This is a genomic window from Nocardioides pini, from assembly GCF_026712185.1.
GTDB classification, from domain to species: domain Bacteria; phylum Actinomycetota; class Actinomycetes; order Propionibacteriales; family Nocardioidaceae; genus Nocardioides; species Nocardioides pini.
In genome coordinates, this window is sequence record NZ_JAPPUX010000002.1 from 165,390 (window position 1) to 181,617 (window position 16,228).

The window sequence follows — 16,228 nt, forward strand, 5'->3', positions numbered from 1 at the left end:
CCCTGTGACGCAGCACCCGGTGCGCCGATCTGGCCTTATCTCATATCTGAGATACCGTGGTCGGCATGGCTGACTACAAGGGTCGCATCGGCAACCTCATCCGCGACGCCCGCAAGCACCGCGGGCTCACCCAGCACCAGCTGGCCGAGCTGCTCGGCACGAGCCAGAGCGCCATCAACCGCATCGAGAAGGGCCACCAGAACCTCTCCCTCGAGATGCTCGCGCGCATCGGCGCGGCACTCGACTCCGAGATCGTCGCCCTCGGCGCCGGACCCACGCACCTGCGCGTCGACGGCCCGACGACGCTGTCCGGCTCGATCGACGTCAAGACCTCCAAGAACGCCGGCGTCGCGCTGCTGTGCGCGTCGCTGCTCAACAAGGGCCGTACGACGCTGCGCAAGGTCGCACGCATCGAGGAGGTCAACCGCCTCCTCGAGGTGCTCAACTCCCTCGGCGTGGCCACCCGCTGGCTCAACGAGGACAACGACCTCGAGATCGTCCCGCCGGCCCACCTCGACCTCTCGCAGATCGACGAGGGTGCCGCCCGCCGCACCCGCTCGGTGATCATGTTCCTCGGTCCCCTGCTCCACCGGACCGAGGAGTTCGAGCTCCCCTACGCCGGTGGCTGCAACCTCGGCACCCGCACCGTCGAGCCGCACATGGCCGCTCTGCGCCCCTTCGGGCTCGAGGTGAAGGCCACCGACGGGGCCTACCACGCTCGCGTCAACCGGGCGCTCGAGCCCGAGCGTCCCATCGTGCTGACCGAGCGCGGCGACACCGTCACCGAGAACGCGCTGATGGCCGCCGCCCTGCACCCCGGCACCACCGTGATCCGCAACGCCTCGTCCAACTACATGGTCCAGGACCTCTGCTTCTACCTGCAGAAGCTCGGCGTCACCGTCGAGGGCATCGGCACCACGACCCTCAAGGTCACCGGCCGCTCGACGATCGACGTCGACGTCGACTACGCGCCCGCCGAGGACCCGATCGAGGCGATGTCGCTGCTCGCGGCCGCCATCGTGACCAAGTCGTCCATCACCATCCGCCGGGTGCCGATCGAGTTCCTCGAGATCGAGCTCGCCACGCTGGAGGAGATGGGCTTCCGCTACGACCGCTCCGCCGAGTACGCCGCCCTGAACGGCGAGACCCGCCTCGTCGACATCACCACGCGTCCCTCCGAGCTCCGCGCCCCGCTGGACAAGATCCACCCGATGCCGTTCCCGGGCCTCAACATCGACAACCTGCCGTTCTTCGCGGTCATCGCCGCGGTCGCCGAGGGTCAGACCCTGCTCCATGACTGGGTCTACGAGAACCGCGCGATCTACCTCACCGAGCTCAACAAGCTCGGCGCCCAGGTCAAGCTCCTCGACCCCCACCGGGTGCTCGTGGAGGGTCCGACGCACTTCTCCGGCGCCGAGATCGTGTGCCCGCCCGCCCTCCGCCCCGCCGTCGTCCTCCTGATCGCGATGCTCGCCTCGAAGGGCCGCAGCGTGCTGCGCTCGACGTACGTCATCCACCGCGGCTACGAGGACCTCGCCGAGCGGCTGAACGAGCTCGGCGCCAACATCGAGACGTTCAGAGACATTTGAGCTCGCTCCGCTCGCTCGTGTCCGCGGCGCTGGAAGACGGCGCCTTCGTCGTCGTTGCCGCACCCTCCTCCGCTCCGCTCCCCCGGCTGCAGCCCTCCTCCTGCAGGCGCCGTCGCGACGCGGGACGGCGACAGCTGATCCTCGGGAGGTCCGTGGCGCGCCCGCGAGTGCAGGAGGAGCGCTCAAGGCCGGAGGAGCGCAGCGGGGGAGCCCGCAGGCGCGACGACGAACGAGCGGGTTACGAGCGCCGCGGACAGAGCGAGCGGAGCGAGCCTAGTTGAAGAGCGTTTCCACCCAGGCGCGCGAGACCTTGCCCGGGGTGGGCGGGGCGGTCATGTCGGGGGTGATCCGGGGCAGGGGTGCGGTGTGCTGGCCGGCGTTGCGGTGCCAGTCGTTCTCCGCCTCCACCAGCATGCCCAGGTCGGCGCGCGCGAGGAACACCCCGTGCCCCTCCGGGCACGAGCTGACCGTCGCCTCGCCGTGGGTCCGCTGATCCATCTCGACACCGCACCGGGGACACGTCATGCTCTCCATCCCTCGACGGTACCGCTGCCCCCCATACTTCTCGCGTGGAACCACCGCACCCGACCGGACCGGCCTACCTCGACGCGCCGCGGCCGCTGGCCTTCGCCCACCGGGGCGGCGCCTACCACCCCGACATCGAGGGGCTGGAGAACACGCTCGCCGCGTTCGCGCACGCGGTGGAGCTGGGCTACACCTACCTCGAGACCGACGTCCACGTCACGAGCGACGGGGTGCTGCTGGCGTTCCACGACACCGTCCTGGACCGGGTGACCGACCGCACCGGCAGCATCGCGGAGTCGACGTACGCCGAGGTGCAGCAGGCGCTGATCGGCGGTCGCGAGCGGGTGCCGACCCTGGCCGACCTCGTCGACGCGTTCCCGCAGGCGCGCTTCAACGTCGACCTCAAGTCGGACGGCGCGGTCGAGTCGCTCGCCCGCTTCATCGAGGAGCGCGGGGCGTGGGACCGGGTGCTGGTCGGCTCGTTCTCCGGCCGCCGGATGAACGCGTTCCGCGGGCGCACCGGGGGGCGGGTGGCCACCTCGGCCCACCCCCTCGAGGTCGTCGCGTTCGTGCTATCACCCAGCGGCCGGCTCGCCCGGTGGCTCACCCGCGGGCGGCCGGTGGCGCTGCAGGTGCCCCACCGCCGCGGTCGCCTGCTCGTGGTCTCGCGCGGGCTCGTGCGCCGCGCGCACGCGGCCGGCGTGCAGGTGCACGTCTGGACCATCGACGACCCAATTGAGATGAACGCCCTCCTGGACCGTGGTGTCGACGGCATCATGACGGATCGCACGGACATACTCAGGGACGTGCTCCGCGCCCGCGGGCAGTGGAACGGCCCCGACCGGTGACGGCAGGGGAACCCATGGAGAGGGACGCATGACCGACGTGGAGGGCGGCATCGCCAACCTGAAGCCGCTCGAGCAGGTCCGCGAGCAGAAGGCCTGGTACTGGTACGACTGGGCCAACAGCGCCTACACGACGACCATCGGCACCGTCTTCTTCGGCCCCTACTTCATCAACCTGGCCGAGAACGCCGTCGGCGGCGAGGACGGCCGCTTCGAGGCGGCCGGGCTCTCGCTCCCGCCGGACTCGCTGTTCTTCTGGCTGATCACCGTCTCCACCATCCTGTCGGCGCTCATCCTGCCGCCGCTCGGGGCGTACGCCGACCGCGTGGCGAACAAGAAGCGGCTGCTGGCGACCCTCGCCTGGACCGGGTCGTTCTTCGCGGCGCTGATCTTCTTCGCCACCGGCGACGACTGGCAGCTCGCCGCCGTCGGCATCGTGCTGGGCAACCTGTTCTTCGGCGCGGCCGGCGTGGTCAACGACTCGATCCTGCCGCTCATCTCCGACGAGGACGACCGCGACCGGGTCTCGTCCCGCGGCTGGGCGTTCGGCTACCTCGGCGGCGGGCTCCTGCTGGTGCTCAACCTCGCCGTCTACCTCGGGCACGAGGCCCTCGGGCTCGACGAGGCCCTCGCCGCCCGCCTGTGCATGCTCTCGGCCGCCGTGTGGTGGGCCGGTTTCACCTTCATCCCCTACTTGCGGCTCAACGACCACCCGCCGGCCGCGGTCGAGCAGGTCGAGGGCAACGCGGTCCGCCGCAGCTTCGGCCAGCTCGCCGCCACCCTGCGCGACATGCGCCAGTACCCGATGGCGCTGACGTTCCTGGTGGCCTACCTCTTCTTCAACGACGGCATCCAGACCGTCATCGCGTCCGCGTCGGTCTACGGCTCCGAGGAGCTCGGCCACGGCCAGACCATCCTCATCGCCACCATCTTGATGGTGCAGTTCGTGGCCTTCGGTGGTGCGCTGCTCTTCGGCCGGCTCGCCGGCCGGATGGGTGCCAAGCGGACCATCCTCATGGGGCTGGCGATCTGGTGCCTCATCGTCACGGCCGGGCTCTTCCTGCCGGCCGGCAACGTCGCGCTGTTCCTGGTGATGGGTGTCGCCATCGGCATCGTGCTCGGCGGCACGCAGGCGCTGGCCCGGTCCTACTTCTCCCTGCTGATCCCCCGCGGCAAGGAGGCCGAGTACTTCAGCTTCTACCACGCGATGGACCGCGGGACGTCGTGGTTCGGCACGGCCACCTTCGGCATCGTGCTGGCGATCACCGACTCCTACCGGCCCGCGCTGTTCGCCCTGATCGCCTTCTTCGTCATCGGTGGGCTGCTGCTCACCCGCGTCGACACCGAGCGGGGCATCCGCGAGGCCGGCAACGACGTGCCCGCGGTGATCTGAGCCCGACCGGTTCTCCGACCACCTGCACCCTCGCGGGGCGGGGTCCACCCCATGGGGTGAAGTTCGTCTCGCCTGAGCGTGGCTGACGACACCACGAATCCGCGGAATTGTGACGTCCCCGCTACCGTTGAAGATCGTAGAAGTTCCGGGCGCAACCGAGCCGCGTCGTCACGAGCGGCGTCACGATCCACGATCTGGCTCGTTGCACCTGGAGAACCCGGTCACAACACATCGGGTGTCAGCAACCCAATGGAGGTGGGCACGGTGGCGGAGCGCACACTACGTGGCGCACGGCTCGGCGGCCAGAGTTTCGAGGATGAGCGCGGCATCGAGTTCGCAGCTCGCCAGCAGGTCGGTTACCGGTGCAAGCAGGGACATGACTTCGAGGTCACGATGTCGGTCGAGGCCGACATCCCGGCGGTGTGGGAGTGCCCGCGCTGCGGCGCCGAGGCGCTGAGCACGGCCGGCATCCTCCCGGAGGAGAAGGTCGAGAAGCCCGCACGCACGCACTGGGACATGCTCCTGGAGCGTCGTTCGGAGAAGGAGCTCGAGGACATCCTCAAGGAGCGCCTCGAGCTGCTGCGCGGCGGCGAGATCGGCCCTGCGCACCTGCACCGCGCCAACAAGAAGAAGCGCGTCAGCTGACGCCTCGACCCCTCGGGTCGAGCGTCATTCGACGACGTCGCCCCGGACCACGGGCCCCCCGGGCCCCGGTCCGGGGCTCTCGTCATTTCCGGGCCCGAAACCGGGACCGAAGCCCGAGCCGAACCCCGGCCCGGACCCCTGACGCCCGAACGGCGTGCCGAACGCCGGAGCCACCACGAGGCGGCGCTCGACGACGGTGGTCAGCAGCCGGCGCGCCACCGGCCTGGTGAAGGGCAGGATGAGCAGGATCCCGGCGATGTCGAGGACGAAGCCGGGGCTGAGCATCAGCGTGCCGCCGATGAGGATCAAGGCGCCGTCGGCGATCTCGCGGGCGGGCATCCGGCCACGCTGGAGCGCCTCGCGCAGGGCCACCCAGGCGCGACCGCCCTCACGCTTGATCAGCCAGGCGCCGAGCATGCTGTCGAGGACCAGCAGGACGATGGTCCACCACGGCCCGACGAGCTGGCCGACCTGCAGGATGACCCAGATCTCGACCAGCGGCACGACGACGAAGGCCACCGCGAGCGCCGGGCGCACCCAGCGGCGCCGTCGCCGCGGCGCTGGGGGCGGGGTGGGGGCGGTCATGCCCGGCCCCGGCTCCGTCGCAGCTGCTGGCGGCGCTCGGAGAGCCCCCACCGGGTGATCATGCGCAACGACTCGCTCGCGACCTGTCCGCTCATCTTGGAGTCGCCGCGCTCGCGCTCGATGAACTCGATCGGCACCTCCGTCAGGCGGAGGCCGCGGCTGACGGTGCGGTAGGCGAGGTCGGTCTGGAACACGTATCCAGTAGACCTCACCGACGCAAGGTCGATCGCCTCCAGCGTCGTACGACGGAACAGCCGGAAGCCGGCGGTCGCGTCCTTGACGCGGATCCCGAGGAGCAGCCGGACGTAGAGGTTGCCGCCCCGGGACAGCAGCAGGCGCTGGACCGGCCAGTTGACGACCGAGCCGCCCGGGACGTAGCGCGAGCCGATGACGAGGTCGGCCGTGCGGAGGGCGTCGAGCAGCAGGTGGAGCTGCTCGGGCTGGTGCGAGCCGTCGGCGTCCATCTCGCCGACGACGTCGTAGCCCGCGCCGAGCGCGACCTCGAAGCCGTGGAGGTAGGCCGCGCCCAGCCCCGCCTTCTCGATGCGGTGCACGACGCGGACGGCCGGGTCCGCGGCGGCGAGCCGATCGGCGATCTCGCCGGTGCCATCGGGGCTGTTGTCGTCGACGACCAGGACGTCGACGCCGGGCTGCGCCGCGCGCAGGCGCCCGACGATCCACTCGAGATTCTCCGACTCGTTGTAGGTCGGGATGACCATCACGCAGCGACCGAGGCCGTCGACACTCACGCGGGCGTACCTCGCTCCAGGGGTTCCGGGGACTGCGGCGCCGTCACGCGCTGCAGCTGGTGGTCGGCGCGGTCGCGCTGCCGGCGACGACGATAGGTGATGAGGACCGTCGCCGTGTGCAGGACGAGGAAGAGCATGACGAGTCGTCCGGGCCACACGCCGAGGCGGACGGCGACGGTGCGGGTCGTGCTGAGCCCGACCTCCTCCACGAGCACCTCCTGCCCGCGTGCGGGGACAGAGGCGACCACCGAGCCGTCGGGGCGCACGACGCCGGAGATGCCGTTGATCGCGGCCACCACCACCCAGCGCCCGGTCTCCTGGGCCCGCAGGCGGCTGATCTCGAACTGCTGTGCCAGCTGGCCGGTGCGGCTGAACATCGCGTTGCTCGTCTGGACGGTCACCAGCTCGGCACCGCGGGCCACCTGCCCGCCGATGCCCTCGTCGTACGCCACGTCGAAGCAGATCGCGTCGGCCACGCGCAGGTCGCCGACCCGGATCGGCTCCAGGCTGGTGCCGCGGACCATGTCGCGGGGCACCTCGGTGAGCCGGCCGTAGGTCGACGGCATCCAGCTGCTGCCGCGGAACGGGATGTACTCGCCGTACGGCACCGGGTGCCGCTTGGTGTAGCGGTCGCCGCTGCCGAGGCCCGGCTGGTAGACGATCCCCTGGTTGAGCACCTGGGTGTCGTCGAGCGGGTTGCTGTTGGTGCCGCCCACGATGATCGGCACGTCGATCGCGTCCGAGGCCGCGACGATGCCGGCGTGGACCTCGGTGTCGAGGAACGGGTCGACCGCGGTGGAGTTCTCCGGCCAGACCACGAAGTCCGGTCGCGGCTCGTCCCCCGCGGCGACGGCGTCGGCGAGGTCCTCGGTCAGCCGCACGTGGTTGGCCGTCACCTCCCGGTGGACGGCCGGCACGTTGAGGCCCGTGCCGGGAACGTCGCCCTGCACGGCGGCGACCGTGGCCGTGCCGGTGCGCTCGAGCGGGTAGGGCACGAGCGCGGGCGCCAGCGTCACGACGGCGAGCGCGCCAACGGCGACGTAGGCCGCGCGTGACGGCGAGCGCACCTGCAGCAGCGCCCAGGCGAGCGTGGTGCCGGTCAGGGCGACCAGGAAGCTGACGCCCGTCATCCCGATCCACGGCAGCGCGTCGGCCCACGGGGTGCCGGCCGTGGCGTAGACCAGCCGGCCGAAGGGCATCCCGCTGAAGGGGAACCCGCTGCGCCACGTCTCGATCCCGACCCACCACAGCGCGGCGAGGACCGGCCAGGCGCGCACGCGCATGCTCCACGAGATGCCGATGCCGAGCGGCACGAAGAAGGCCGCCTCCATCGCGCACATCGCGATCCACGCGTCCGTGCCGACCGAGCGCATCCAGACCATCACGGCGTAGACGAAGGCCACGCCGAAGACCAGGCTCGGCAGCCACGCCCGGCGCGGCCCGAGCCCGCGGATGCAGAGCACGAGCACCGCGATCGCCGGCGGCATCAGCCACGAGTAGCCGATCGGCTCGAACGCCGCCGCCAGCACGAGCCCGCCGACGAACGCGAGGAGGCAGCGGACCAGCACGCACAGACCGTAGCCGACGGCCGGGCGGCGTCGAGCGCCTGCAGCGGTGCGGGAGGAACCGGGGGGCTTCGGACCAACGCGCACCCGTCTGGCTGACGAGCGCGCGAAGTTGTCTACGGCCCCGGGGTCCCTCCCGCATCCAGCCCCCGCGGGGCGCCGTCGACTCGTCGACGAACGGTGGGCACCGCTGGCTGGACGTGCCCCACGCTCGGCTCCGCTCTGTCGAAGGCGCCACCCGCGAGCTGCACAGGCGGACCACGGAACCCTCTCTCCCCCACGCGGAGGTGTCAACACGTCCCTGACCTGCGACGACGCGCGTTGTCGCAGGTCAACGAACCGGTGCCACGGTGAAACTTCACCGACAAATGCCGGACCGTCGGCGTGTCGACGCATGACACGCCGGTCCTGCGGGTATCAGCCTCGCGGCGCGGGGGGTACGACGACCGTGCCCGTGGCGGTCGTGGCGACCACCGGCGGGTCGAGGACCTCGGCGCGACCGGGCGCGTCGTCGGTCGGAGCACCCCTCCCGACGACGTGCACGGCGAAGTCCATGACCCGGCTGCGCGTCCCCTCCCGCACCAGCGTCGCGGTGATCTCGAGGACGTCGCCGGCGCGGACCGGGGCCCGGAACTGGACGTCGGAGTAGGACGCGAAGAGGCCCTCGTCACCGTCGAGCACGATGCACATCTCGGTGGCCACGTCGCCGAACAGCCCGAGGCTGTAGGCGCCGTCGACCAGGTTCCCGGCGTAGTGGGCGTGGGAGTAGGGCACGTAGCGACGGTGGGTGACGACGGTGCCGACGCGGTCGGTCATCGGGGTGCTCATGAGGCCTTCTCCTGGGTGGTCCTCGGGCCGGCGAGGCGGTGGACGATGAACGACGCGACCTCGCCCGGCGTCGTACCCCTGCTGAAGACGCGGTCGACGCCCAGCTCGCCGGCCATCGTCTCGTCGAAGCGCGGGCCGCCGACCACGAGCAGCGGACGCTTGGCTGCCGGGTAGGCCTCGCGGAAGGCCGCGGACATCTCGCGGGTGTTGAGCAGGTGGGCGTCGCGCTGGGTGACCACCTGCGAGACGAGCACCGCGTCGGCCTTCTCCTCGCGGGCGGCCTCGACGAGCTGCGGGACCGACACCTGCGCACCGAGGTTCACCACCTTGAGCTCGCGGTAGTACTCCAGGCCCTTCTCCCCCGCGAAGCCCTTGATGTTGAGGATCGCGTCGATGCCGACGGTGTGCGCGTCGGTGCCGATGCAGCCGCCCACGACCACCAGGCGGCGGCGCAGGGACCGCTTGATCGCGGCGTTGGCCTCCTTCGGCGTCAGCAGCGGGTAGTCGCGCTCGACGACCTCGACCGTGCTCGGGTCGACGAGGTGGTTGACGCGGCCGTAGACGACGAAGAAGGTGAAGCCCTCCCCCATCGGCTTGGCGTGCACCACCAGCGCCGGGTCCATGCCCATCTTGTTCGCGAGCTGCACCGCGGCGCCCTCGGCGACCTTGGAGTGCTCGATGGGCAGGGTGAAGGAGAGCTGCACCATGCCGTCTCCGGTGGTGTCGCCATAGGGACGAATGAGGCTCACTTCTCCTCCAGGATCTCGGTCGCCGGGTTGTAGTAGCCGCTCGCCTTCTCGGCGACGCCGTCGAGGCCCTTGCCCTTGTCGGCCGGTCGCTTCATCAGGCCGAAGGTGCCGTCGGCGATGGCGGAGAGCAGCGGGGGCTCGCCCGGCACGCTGCGGTCGGCCCTGATCTCCTCGAGCAGGTCGATGGCCTCGCCCAGCACCTCGCGGGCGCGGGAGGCGATGAACCCGTCGGGCGAGGGGTGGAAGTCCTCACGTAGGTTGCCGGCGGCGTTCATCACGTAGCGGACGTTCTGCAGGGCCAGGTCGCGGTCGGAGATCCACGGCGTCACGACCGCCTCGGTCATCATGCCGACGAGCAGGATGCCCTGGCCGGTCATGGCGCCGACGAGGTTGAAGAACCCGTCGAGGAGGTAGCCCTTGAAGATGTCACCGGTCATGTGGCGCGTCGGCGGCATCCACTTCAGCGGCGCGTCCGGGAAGAGCTCGCGGGCGAGCATCGCGTGGGCCAGCTCGAGGCGGAAGGAGTCCGGGACCTCGGGGTCGATCTCGAAGGCGTGGCCCAGGCCGAGCTGCCAGTCCTCGAGCCCGGCCTCCTTGGCGAAGTACTCGTTGAGCAGCTGGCTCGTCGTGACCGTGTGGGCGGCCTCGATCGCGTCGGCGGTGGTGAGGTAGTTGTCCTCGCCGGTGTTGATGATGATCCCCGCGCGGGCGTGGACCTGCCGGCTGAAGCGCTGGTCGACGAAGGTGCGGATCGGGTTGATGTCGCGGAAGAGGATGCCGTACATCGAGTCGTTGAGCATCATGTCGAGCCGCTCGAGGCCGGCCAGGGCCGCGATCTCCGGCATGCACAGGCCGGACGCGTAGTTGGTGAGGCGGACGTAGCGGCCGAGCTCCTTCGACGTCTCGTCGAGGGCGGCCCGCATGAGGCGGAAGTTCTCCTGCGTGGCATAGGTGCCGGCGAAGCCCTCGCGGGTCGCGCCCTCCGGCACGAAGTCGAGCAGCGACTGGCCGGTGGAGCGGATCACGGCGATGACGTCGGCGCCCTCGCGGGCCGCGGCCTGGGCCTGTGGGATGTCCTCGTGGATGTCGCCGGTGGCGACGATCAGGTAGATCCACGGCTTGCTCGGCGCGTCGCCGACCTTGGCGATCATCCGCTCGCGCGCGACCCGCTGGCGGTCGATCTGCTTGATGCCGGCGCCGACGGCCTTGCGCGCGGCGGCGCCGGCCCGCTTCGCGTCCCTGCCCTCGGGCACCCGGAAGGTGACCGAGCCGGCGGCTGCCTTCTGCGCGAGGGTCAGCAGGTCGTCGCCCTCGCCGCGGAGCAGCGCGTCCCACACCGGGAGGCTGACGCCGTGCTCGAGGCCCACGTCGGCGCGGACCACGTCGGCGAGGCGGTTGACCCAGGGCGTGCCGTCCGGGTCGGCCCCGCCGAGGCCGGCCAGGCGCAGGGTGGCGCGCTCCACGCTGACCGTGGTGTGGCGCTGGGCGAGGTCGACGATCGGCTTGCCGACCTGGCGGGCGAGCGTGCGCGCGCGGCGCACGTCCGCGCGGTCGATGCCGAGCGCACTCGTCGTTCGGGCCATGTCAGAGCCTCCGCTCGAAGAGTCCGCGGACGCCGGCGTCGCCGCGCAGCAGCTCCATCGCGTAGGCGGCGTGGCCCGGGACGTAGCCGTTGCCGACGAGCATCCGCACGTCGGCGGCCAGGCCCTCGGCCCCCAGGGCGGCCGCGCTGAAGCTGGTGGCCATGGAGAAGAAGATGACGGTGCCCCGCTCGGCGGTGGCGAGGATGGCGCCGCCCTCGCAGCCGGGGACGTCGACGCACACCACGGTGACGTCGGCCGGGCCGCCGGCCGCGGTCACGGCGTCCCGCAGCGCGATCGGGTCGCGGGCGTCGGCGACGGCGACGACGTCGGCGAGGCCGGCCCCGGTCAGCAGGTCGTGCTCGTCCTGGTGCGGTACGACGCCGATGGTGCGGGCCGCGCCGGCCTGCCGTGCCGCGGCAAGGCTGAGGGAGCCGGACTTGCCCGCTCCCCCGACGACGGCGACGACCGGCGCCTGCCTGCGGGCGGCGTACTCCTCCACGACGCGGGCGGTGAGCGCCGGGGCGCCGCAGACGTCCATCACGCTGAGCGAGAGCGCCGGGTCGAGGTCGTCGGGGATGACCGCGGCGATGGAGCGGCCGAAGAGCACCGCGTAGCCGTCGCACGGCACCTGCTCGCTGTCGCCGCCCCAGCGGGCCAGGCCGTCCTCGATGACGAGCGGGGTGAGCGTGAGGCTCACGAGCGTCGCGACGCGGTCGCCCACCGTGAGGCCGAGCGGCGACTCGGGGCCGACCTCCTCGACGGTGCCGACGAGCATGCCGCCGGAGCCGGTCTCGGGGTTCTGCATCTTGCCGCGGGTGGCGACGATGTCGAGCACCTCGGCGCGGACGGCGTCGCCGTGCCTCTCGCCGTACTTCGTGTGCTTGCGCTCGAGCTGGCGGAACGACGCTGCGTCGAGGTTGAGCCGCTCGACGCGGATGCGCACCTCGTCGGGCCACAGCTCGGCGCGGGTGTCGAGACGGCGGGCGGCCTGCGGCAGCACGGCCGCGTCGTCGAGGACCCGGTGCAGGCCGGTCGGGTCACTGGTGCGGACGTCCGCCTGGATGTCCGAGGAGGGGTTCATGCAGGGCATCCTTCTAGGTTCGGCGCGTACAACCGCAAATCTTGCGGCGTGGCATTGGACTCGCCGCATGTTCTCCACGTACTCTCCCAGATGTGTCGCCGCACACACAACCGGCGCGCCGTCAGACCTGACCCCCGCCGCGGAAGCGGTCCGGGGCCACCCGCGAGGAGAACCCATGAGCATCGAGACCGCCACCTCGCTGGAGGGGGCACTCGCCACCGGCCAGCCCTACCCCTACCAGCGGGTCGAGCTCGTCGAGCCCGACTGGACCCGGTTCCCGGGCTGGGCCGACGTGAGCGCCGCGGACTGGGCCTCCGTGCAGTGGCAGCGGGCCCACTGCGTCAAGAACGTCAAGCAGCTCCGTGAGCTGATGGGCGACCTGCTCGACGAGCGCTTCTACGCCGACCTCGAGCGCGACCAGGCCGAGCGGGCCACGATGTCGATGCTCGTGCCGCCGCAGATGATGAACACGATGGTGCCGACGTTCGAGCCGGCCGGCGCCGGGTCGATGACCGAGGCGTTCTACGCCGACCCGGTGCGCCACTACATGGTCCCGGTGTTCAGCGACCGCCGCACCGACTGGCCCTCCCACCCGCACGCGGCGCGCGACTCGCTGCACGAGCACGACATGTGGGCCACCGAGGGCCTCACCCACCGCTACCCCACCAAGGTGCTCGCCGAGCTGCTGCCGACGTGCCCGCAGTACTGCGGCCACTGCACGCGCATGGACCTGGTCGGCAACTCGACCCCGGTCATCGACAAGCTCAAGTTCGCCGGCAAGCCCAACGACCGGCTCGGCGACATGCTCGACTACCTGCGTCGCACGCCGTCCGTGCGCGACGTGGTGGTCTCCGGCGGCGACGTCGCCAACATGCCGTGGCCCCGGCTCGAGGCGTTCCTCATGTCGGTGCTCGAGGTCGAGAACATCCGCGACATCCGGCTCGCCACCAAGGCGCTCATCGGCCTCCCGCAGCACTGGCTGCAGCCTGACGTGGTCGAGGGCGTCGCCCGCGTCGCCTCGGTCGCCCGCTCGCGCGGCGTCTCGCTGGCGATGCACACCCACGCCAACCACGCGAACTCCGTGACGCCGATCGTCGCCGAGGCCTCGCGCGCGATGCTCGACGCCGGCCTGCGCGACGTACGCAACCAGGGCGTGCTGCTCGACGGCGTCAACGCCGACCCGCACGCGCTGCTCGACCTGTGCTTCCGCCTCCTCGACGGCGCGCAGATCATGCCCTACTACTTCTACATGTGCGACATGATCCCGTTCTCGGAGCACTGGCGGGTCTCGCTCGCCGACGCGCAGCGCCTGCAGCACCACATCATGGGCTACCTGCCGGGCTTCGCGACGCCGCGCATCGTGTGCGACGTGCCGTTCGTCGGCAAGCGCTGGGTCCACCAGAACGCCGACTACGACACCGAGCACGGCATCTCCTACTGGACGAAGAACTACCGCACCTCGATCGAGTCCGACGACGCCGAGGCCCTCTCGCGCTACTACGAGTACTACGACCCGATCCACACCCTCCCCGAGTCCGGCCAGCAGTGGTGGGAGGAGCACGGGCGCCTCGACGAGGCCTCCCTCAAGGCCGCCGAGATGGCCGAGGCCTCCCGCCGTACCGCCGCCCTCCAGGCCTGGTAGGTCGCCCGGCGCCGTCTGCCGCTGGCCGACAGCTGCTGGCATCTGTCCGCTGAGTTCGGACTCCCCGCTCGAGCGGGGAGTCCGCCACTTCAAGGGGTGCACAACGGCCTCCAGGTGACGGACTACCCCAACCAGTCCGGAGTTCTCCACAGCCGCGTCGGGCACCGTTTCGGGGGCGGGTGGTCCCGGGCACCAGTAGCGCATGGCCGAGTTCCAGCTGTCCCTCACCGACGTCATGCTCCGGCGCGAGCTGTTGGCAGAAGGATTCACCGATCGCGACATCCGCGCCCACGTGAAGGCCGGAGTGCTCACCAAGCTCCGCTACGGGGCGTACGCACCGACAGATCTCGTCAAGGAGCTCGATGAGGTCGGGATGATGCGTGCGCGTGCGCGAGCCGTGCTCCGCACCGCCCACGAGTCCGCGGTGCTGTCTCACGAGAACAGCCTCGCCGAGCACGGGGTCCCGCTGTGGGGCGTCGGACTGGATGAGACGCACCTGACACGCACCGACGGGCGGGCCGGTCGACGCGAGGCCGGCGTCGTGCACCACCACGCGACGCTCGGCAAGCGCTGGTGGGCGACACGCGACAGCGTCCCGGCCACCCACCCGGCGCGCGCAGCCATCGAGGTGGCCACCGTGCATGGCACCGAGGCCGGACTGGTCGCGGCGTGCGGAGTGCTGCACCGGGAGCTCGCGTCGGTCGCCGAGCTGCACGACGCGGCGGCCGCTGCGCGCCGCTGGCCCGGGAGTCTCAGCACGAGGCTCGTCCTGGCTCGCGCCGACGCCCGCCTCACCAACGTCGCAGAAGCTCGGACGTGGCACCTGTTCTTCGAGCAGCGGGTCCCCCGACCCGAGCCGCAGGTCACGGTGTACGACGAGCGCGGGAACCTGCTGGGGATCGTCGACTTCCTGTGGGCCGAGCTCGGTGTCTTCCTCGAGTTCGACGGCCGGATCAAGTACGAGCAGCACCGCCGACCCGGCGAGTCTCTCGGCGATTACCTCATGCGGGAGAAGCGGCGGGAGGAGCAGATCTGCGTGCGGAAGGGCTGGATCTGCATCCGCGTCACCTGGGCCGACCTGCAGCGCCCGGCCGTGCTCGCCCGCCGGATCCGCGAGGCGCTCAAGAGTCGGGCAAGCGCCCGCTGATCGTCGTTCTTGTTGGCCAGGTCCGACACCTGATGTGGGTTGTACGCCCCTCCACGTGACGGACTCCCCGCTCGAGCGGGGAGTCCGTCACGCTCGGGCGCAAGGACCGGGGATCGCTGCGGGAGGTCAGAGGCGGGCGAGGAGGGTCGGGGCGCCGGGGCCGGTGAGGTCGTCGGGGGCGAGGGGGCGGCCGTGGAGGAGGAGCAGGAGGGCCTCGGCCGGGGCGAGGACCTCGGGGCCGGAGCCGTGGGTCCAGTCGGTGTCGGTCGCCACGAGGCGTACGCCGGCGACCCGGCGTCGGGCGCTGCCGCCGACCACGGTGTTCAGCGGCCAGGGGGTGTCGAGGACGAAGTCCGCGAGCGGCGCCAGCGCCGAGACCGGCACGTGGGCCGGAAGCCCGAGCGGACGGCGTACGTCGAGACCGTGCACGACCGCGTCGGCCAGCCCGGCGACCGGGGGCATGCCGATCGGCGTCGCACCGGTCCGGGCGTTGTCCCGGAGCTGGGCGAGGATCGCGTCGTGTCCGCGTTCGGACCACTCCACGGCCGAGCGGGCGATCATCCGGTTCATCGAGAAGCCGTGCCGCACCATCGCGGCCATGCCGGCGCCCGGGCCGAGCACCGGGGCCCAGGCGAGGTGGGCGGCGACGTCGACCACCCGCCACTCCGAACACAGCGACGGTGCCTGCCACTGCTCGGGCGTGAGTCCCTTCAGGGTCTCGACGAACCCGTCGCGCTGTGCGCGGGTCATGTCCTGCAGCGTGGACGTGCCGTTCATCGTGCCTCCCAGCCGAGTGCGTCGATGACGCCGCGGATCCGGCCCGCCGCGTCGAGGTCCGGCGAGGGCAGCGCGAGCTCGTGGAAGACCAGACCGGTCACGTAGTTCGCCATGATGCCGACGTCGCGCTGGGGGTGGTGGGAGCCGGCGCGCGTGACGAGGTCCACGGCCCACGTGTCGACCGCGTCGGCCCCGACGGCGTAGAACGCCCGCAGCGACGGGGTCCGGGCGGCCCCGGCCTGGAGCTCGTAGCGGGCGAGCGTGAGGCACGGTCCGCTCCCAGCGCGCGGCCCACGAAGCGGCCGAACATGGCGGCGATCCCCGCGGGTGATGGCTCGATCGTGGGGTCGGGCCCGGCGGCCATCTCCAGCTCACGCTCGATGCACCGCTCCGTCACGCCCTCGAGGAGCGCCCGCGCCGTCGGGAACTGCTCCACCGTCGAGCCCGTCGGCACCCGGGCCATGGCGTCGACGGCAGCGTGGGTCAGCCTGCCGAGCCCCTGGTCGGCGACGACCTCGACGGCCG

At 71.5% G+C, this 16,228-nt stretch carries 16 protein-coding genes; 6 read left to right on the top strand and 10 right to left on the bottom strand.

Annotation, left to right across the window (positions count from 1 at the left end; all coding sequences use genetic code 11):
* Positions 1 to 65: 65 nt before the first annotated feature.
* The gene (locus tag NYO98_RS06985) at positions 66 to 1,589 is read left to right on the top strand and encodes a helix-turn-helix domain-containing protein (RefSeq protein ID WP_268110842.1); all 1,524 of its coding nucleotides are present in this window, start codon (positions 66 to 68) and stop codon (positions 1,587 to 1,589) included.
* A gap of 273 nt (positions 1,590 to 1,862) precedes the next feature.
* Here the strand turns inward: NYO98_RS06985 and NYO98_RS06990 are convergent, their stop codons facing one another.
* Positions 1,863 to 2,123, bottom strand: a complete 261-nt coding sequence (locus NYO98_RS06990; RefSeq protein ID WP_326494420.1) for a TFIIB-type zinc ribbon-containing protein — start codon at positions 2,121 to 2,123, stop codon at positions 1,863 to 1,865.
* Positions 2,124 to 2,158: 35 nt separating this feature from the next.
* Here NYO98_RS06990 and NYO98_RS06995 point away from each other — a divergent pair, with 35 nt between their 5' ends.
* The 3 genes from NYO98_RS06995 (at position 2,159) to NYO98_RS07005 (ending at position 4,997) form a co-directional block, all read left to right on the top strand.
* Positions 2,159 to 2,962: a glycerophosphodiester phosphodiesterase gene (locus NYO98_RS06995; protein ID WP_268110844.1), complete on the top strand. Its 804-nt coding sequence runs from the start codon at positions 2,159 to 2,161 to the stop codon at positions 2,960 to 2,962.
* 28 nt (positions 2,963 to 2,990) lie between these two features.
* The gene (locus NYO98_RS07000; protein ID WP_268110845.1) at positions 2,991 to 4,352 is read left to right on the top strand and encodes an MFS transporter; all 1,362 of its coding nucleotides are present in this window, start codon (positions 2,991 to 2,993) and stop codon (positions 4,350 to 4,352) included.
* Between the two features lie 264 nt (positions 4,353 to 4,616).
* Positions 4,617 to 4,997 carry an RNA polymerase-binding protein RbpA gene (locus NYO98_RS07005; protein WP_129454004.1) on the top strand — a complete coding sequence of 127 codons (381 nt, stop codon included), beginning with the start codon at positions 4,617 to 4,619 and terminating at the stop codon, positions 4,995 to 4,997.
* Between the two features lie 24 nt (positions 4,998 to 5,021).
* On the opposite strand, the gene NYO98_RS07010 is transcribed toward NYO98_RS07005, so the two are convergent.
* The 7 genes from NYO98_RS07010 to kdd form a co-directional block, all read right to left on the bottom strand.
* The gene (locus tag NYO98_RS07010; protein WP_268110846.1) at positions 5,022 to 5,582 is read right to left on the bottom strand and encodes an FxsA family protein; all 561 of its coding nucleotides are present in this window, start codon (positions 5,580 to 5,582) and stop codon (positions 5,022 to 5,024) included.
* Positions 5,579 to 6,301 carry a polyprenol monophosphomannose synthase gene (locus NYO98_RS07015; protein WP_268111431.1) on the bottom strand — a complete coding sequence of 241 codons (723 nt, stop codon included), beginning with the start codon at positions 6,299 to 6,301 and terminating at the stop codon, positions 5,579 to 5,581. The genes NYO98_RS07010 and NYO98_RS07015 overlap by 4 nt, the downstream gene beginning before the upstream one ends.
* A 26-nt stretch (positions 6,302 to 6,327) precedes the next feature.
* The gene (gene lnt, locus NYO98_RS07020; protein ID WP_268110847.1) at positions 6,328 to 7,899 is read right to left on the bottom strand and encodes an apolipoprotein N-acyltransferase; all 1,572 of its coding nucleotides are present in this window, start codon (positions 7,897 to 7,899) and stop codon (positions 6,328 to 6,330) included.
* 414 nt (positions 7,900 to 8,313) lie between these two features.
* On the bottom strand, positions 8,314 to 8,724 hold the full coding sequence (kal, locus tag NYO98_RS07025) for a 3-aminobutyryl-CoA ammonia lyase (RefSeq protein ID WP_326494421.1): 411 nt from the start codon (positions 8,722 to 8,724) through the stop codon (positions 8,314 to 8,316).
* Entirely contained in the window at positions 8,721 to 9,473 is a 753-nt protein-coding gene (kamE, locus tag NYO98_RS07030) for a lysine 5,6-aminomutase subunit beta (protein ID WP_268110848.1), read from the bottom strand. Before kamE ends, kal begins: the two co-directional genes overlap by 4 nt.
* Positions 9,470 to 11,056: a lysine 5,6-aminomutase subunit alpha gene (gene kamD / locus NYO98_RS07035; protein ID WP_268110849.1), complete on the bottom strand. Its 1,587-nt coding sequence runs from the start codon at positions 11,054 to 11,056 to the stop codon at positions 9,470 to 9,472. Before kamD ends, kamE begins: the two co-directional genes overlap by 4 nt.
* Before the next feature lies 1 nt (position 11,057).
* Positions 11,058 to 12,137: an L-erythro-3,5-diaminohexanoate dehydrogenase gene (gene kdd, locus NYO98_RS07040; protein ID WP_268110850.1), complete on the bottom strand. Its 1,080-nt coding sequence runs from the start codon at positions 12,135 to 12,137 to the stop codon at positions 11,058 to 11,060.
* 175 nt (positions 12,138 to 12,312) lie between these two features.
* Between kdd and NYO98_RS07045 the strand changes: the two genes are divergently transcribed.
* Positions 12,313 to 13,779 carry a KamA family radical SAM protein gene (locus NYO98_RS07045; RefSeq protein ID WP_268110851.1) on the top strand — a complete coding sequence of 489 codons (1,467 nt, stop codon included), beginning with the start codon at positions 12,313 to 12,315 and terminating at the stop codon, positions 13,777 to 13,779.
* A 202-nt stretch (positions 13,780 to 13,981) separates the two neighbouring features.
* Entirely contained in the window at positions 13,982 to 14,926 is a 945-nt protein-coding gene (locus tag NYO98_RS07050; protein WP_268110852.1) for a hypothetical protein, read from the top strand.
* Positions 14,927 to 15,052: 126 nt separating this feature from the next.
* Here the strand turns inward: NYO98_RS07050 and NYO98_RS07055 are convergent, their stop codons facing one another.
* Together NYO98_RS07055 and NYO98_RS07060 are read right to left on the bottom strand one after the other, a co-directional pair.
* Positions 15,053 to 15,676: a maleylpyruvate isomerase family mycothiol-dependent enzyme gene (locus NYO98_RS07055; protein ID WP_268110853.1), complete on the bottom strand. Its 624-nt coding sequence runs from the start codon at positions 15,674 to 15,676 to the stop codon at positions 15,053 to 15,055.
* A gap of 23 nt (positions 15,677 to 15,699) precedes the next feature.
* Positions 15,700 to 16,035, bottom strand: a complete 336-nt coding sequence (locus NYO98_RS07060) for a hypothetical protein (protein ID WP_268111434.1) — start codon at positions 16,033 to 16,035, stop codon at positions 15,700 to 15,702.
* Positions 16,036 to 16,228: the final 193 nt, after the last annotated feature.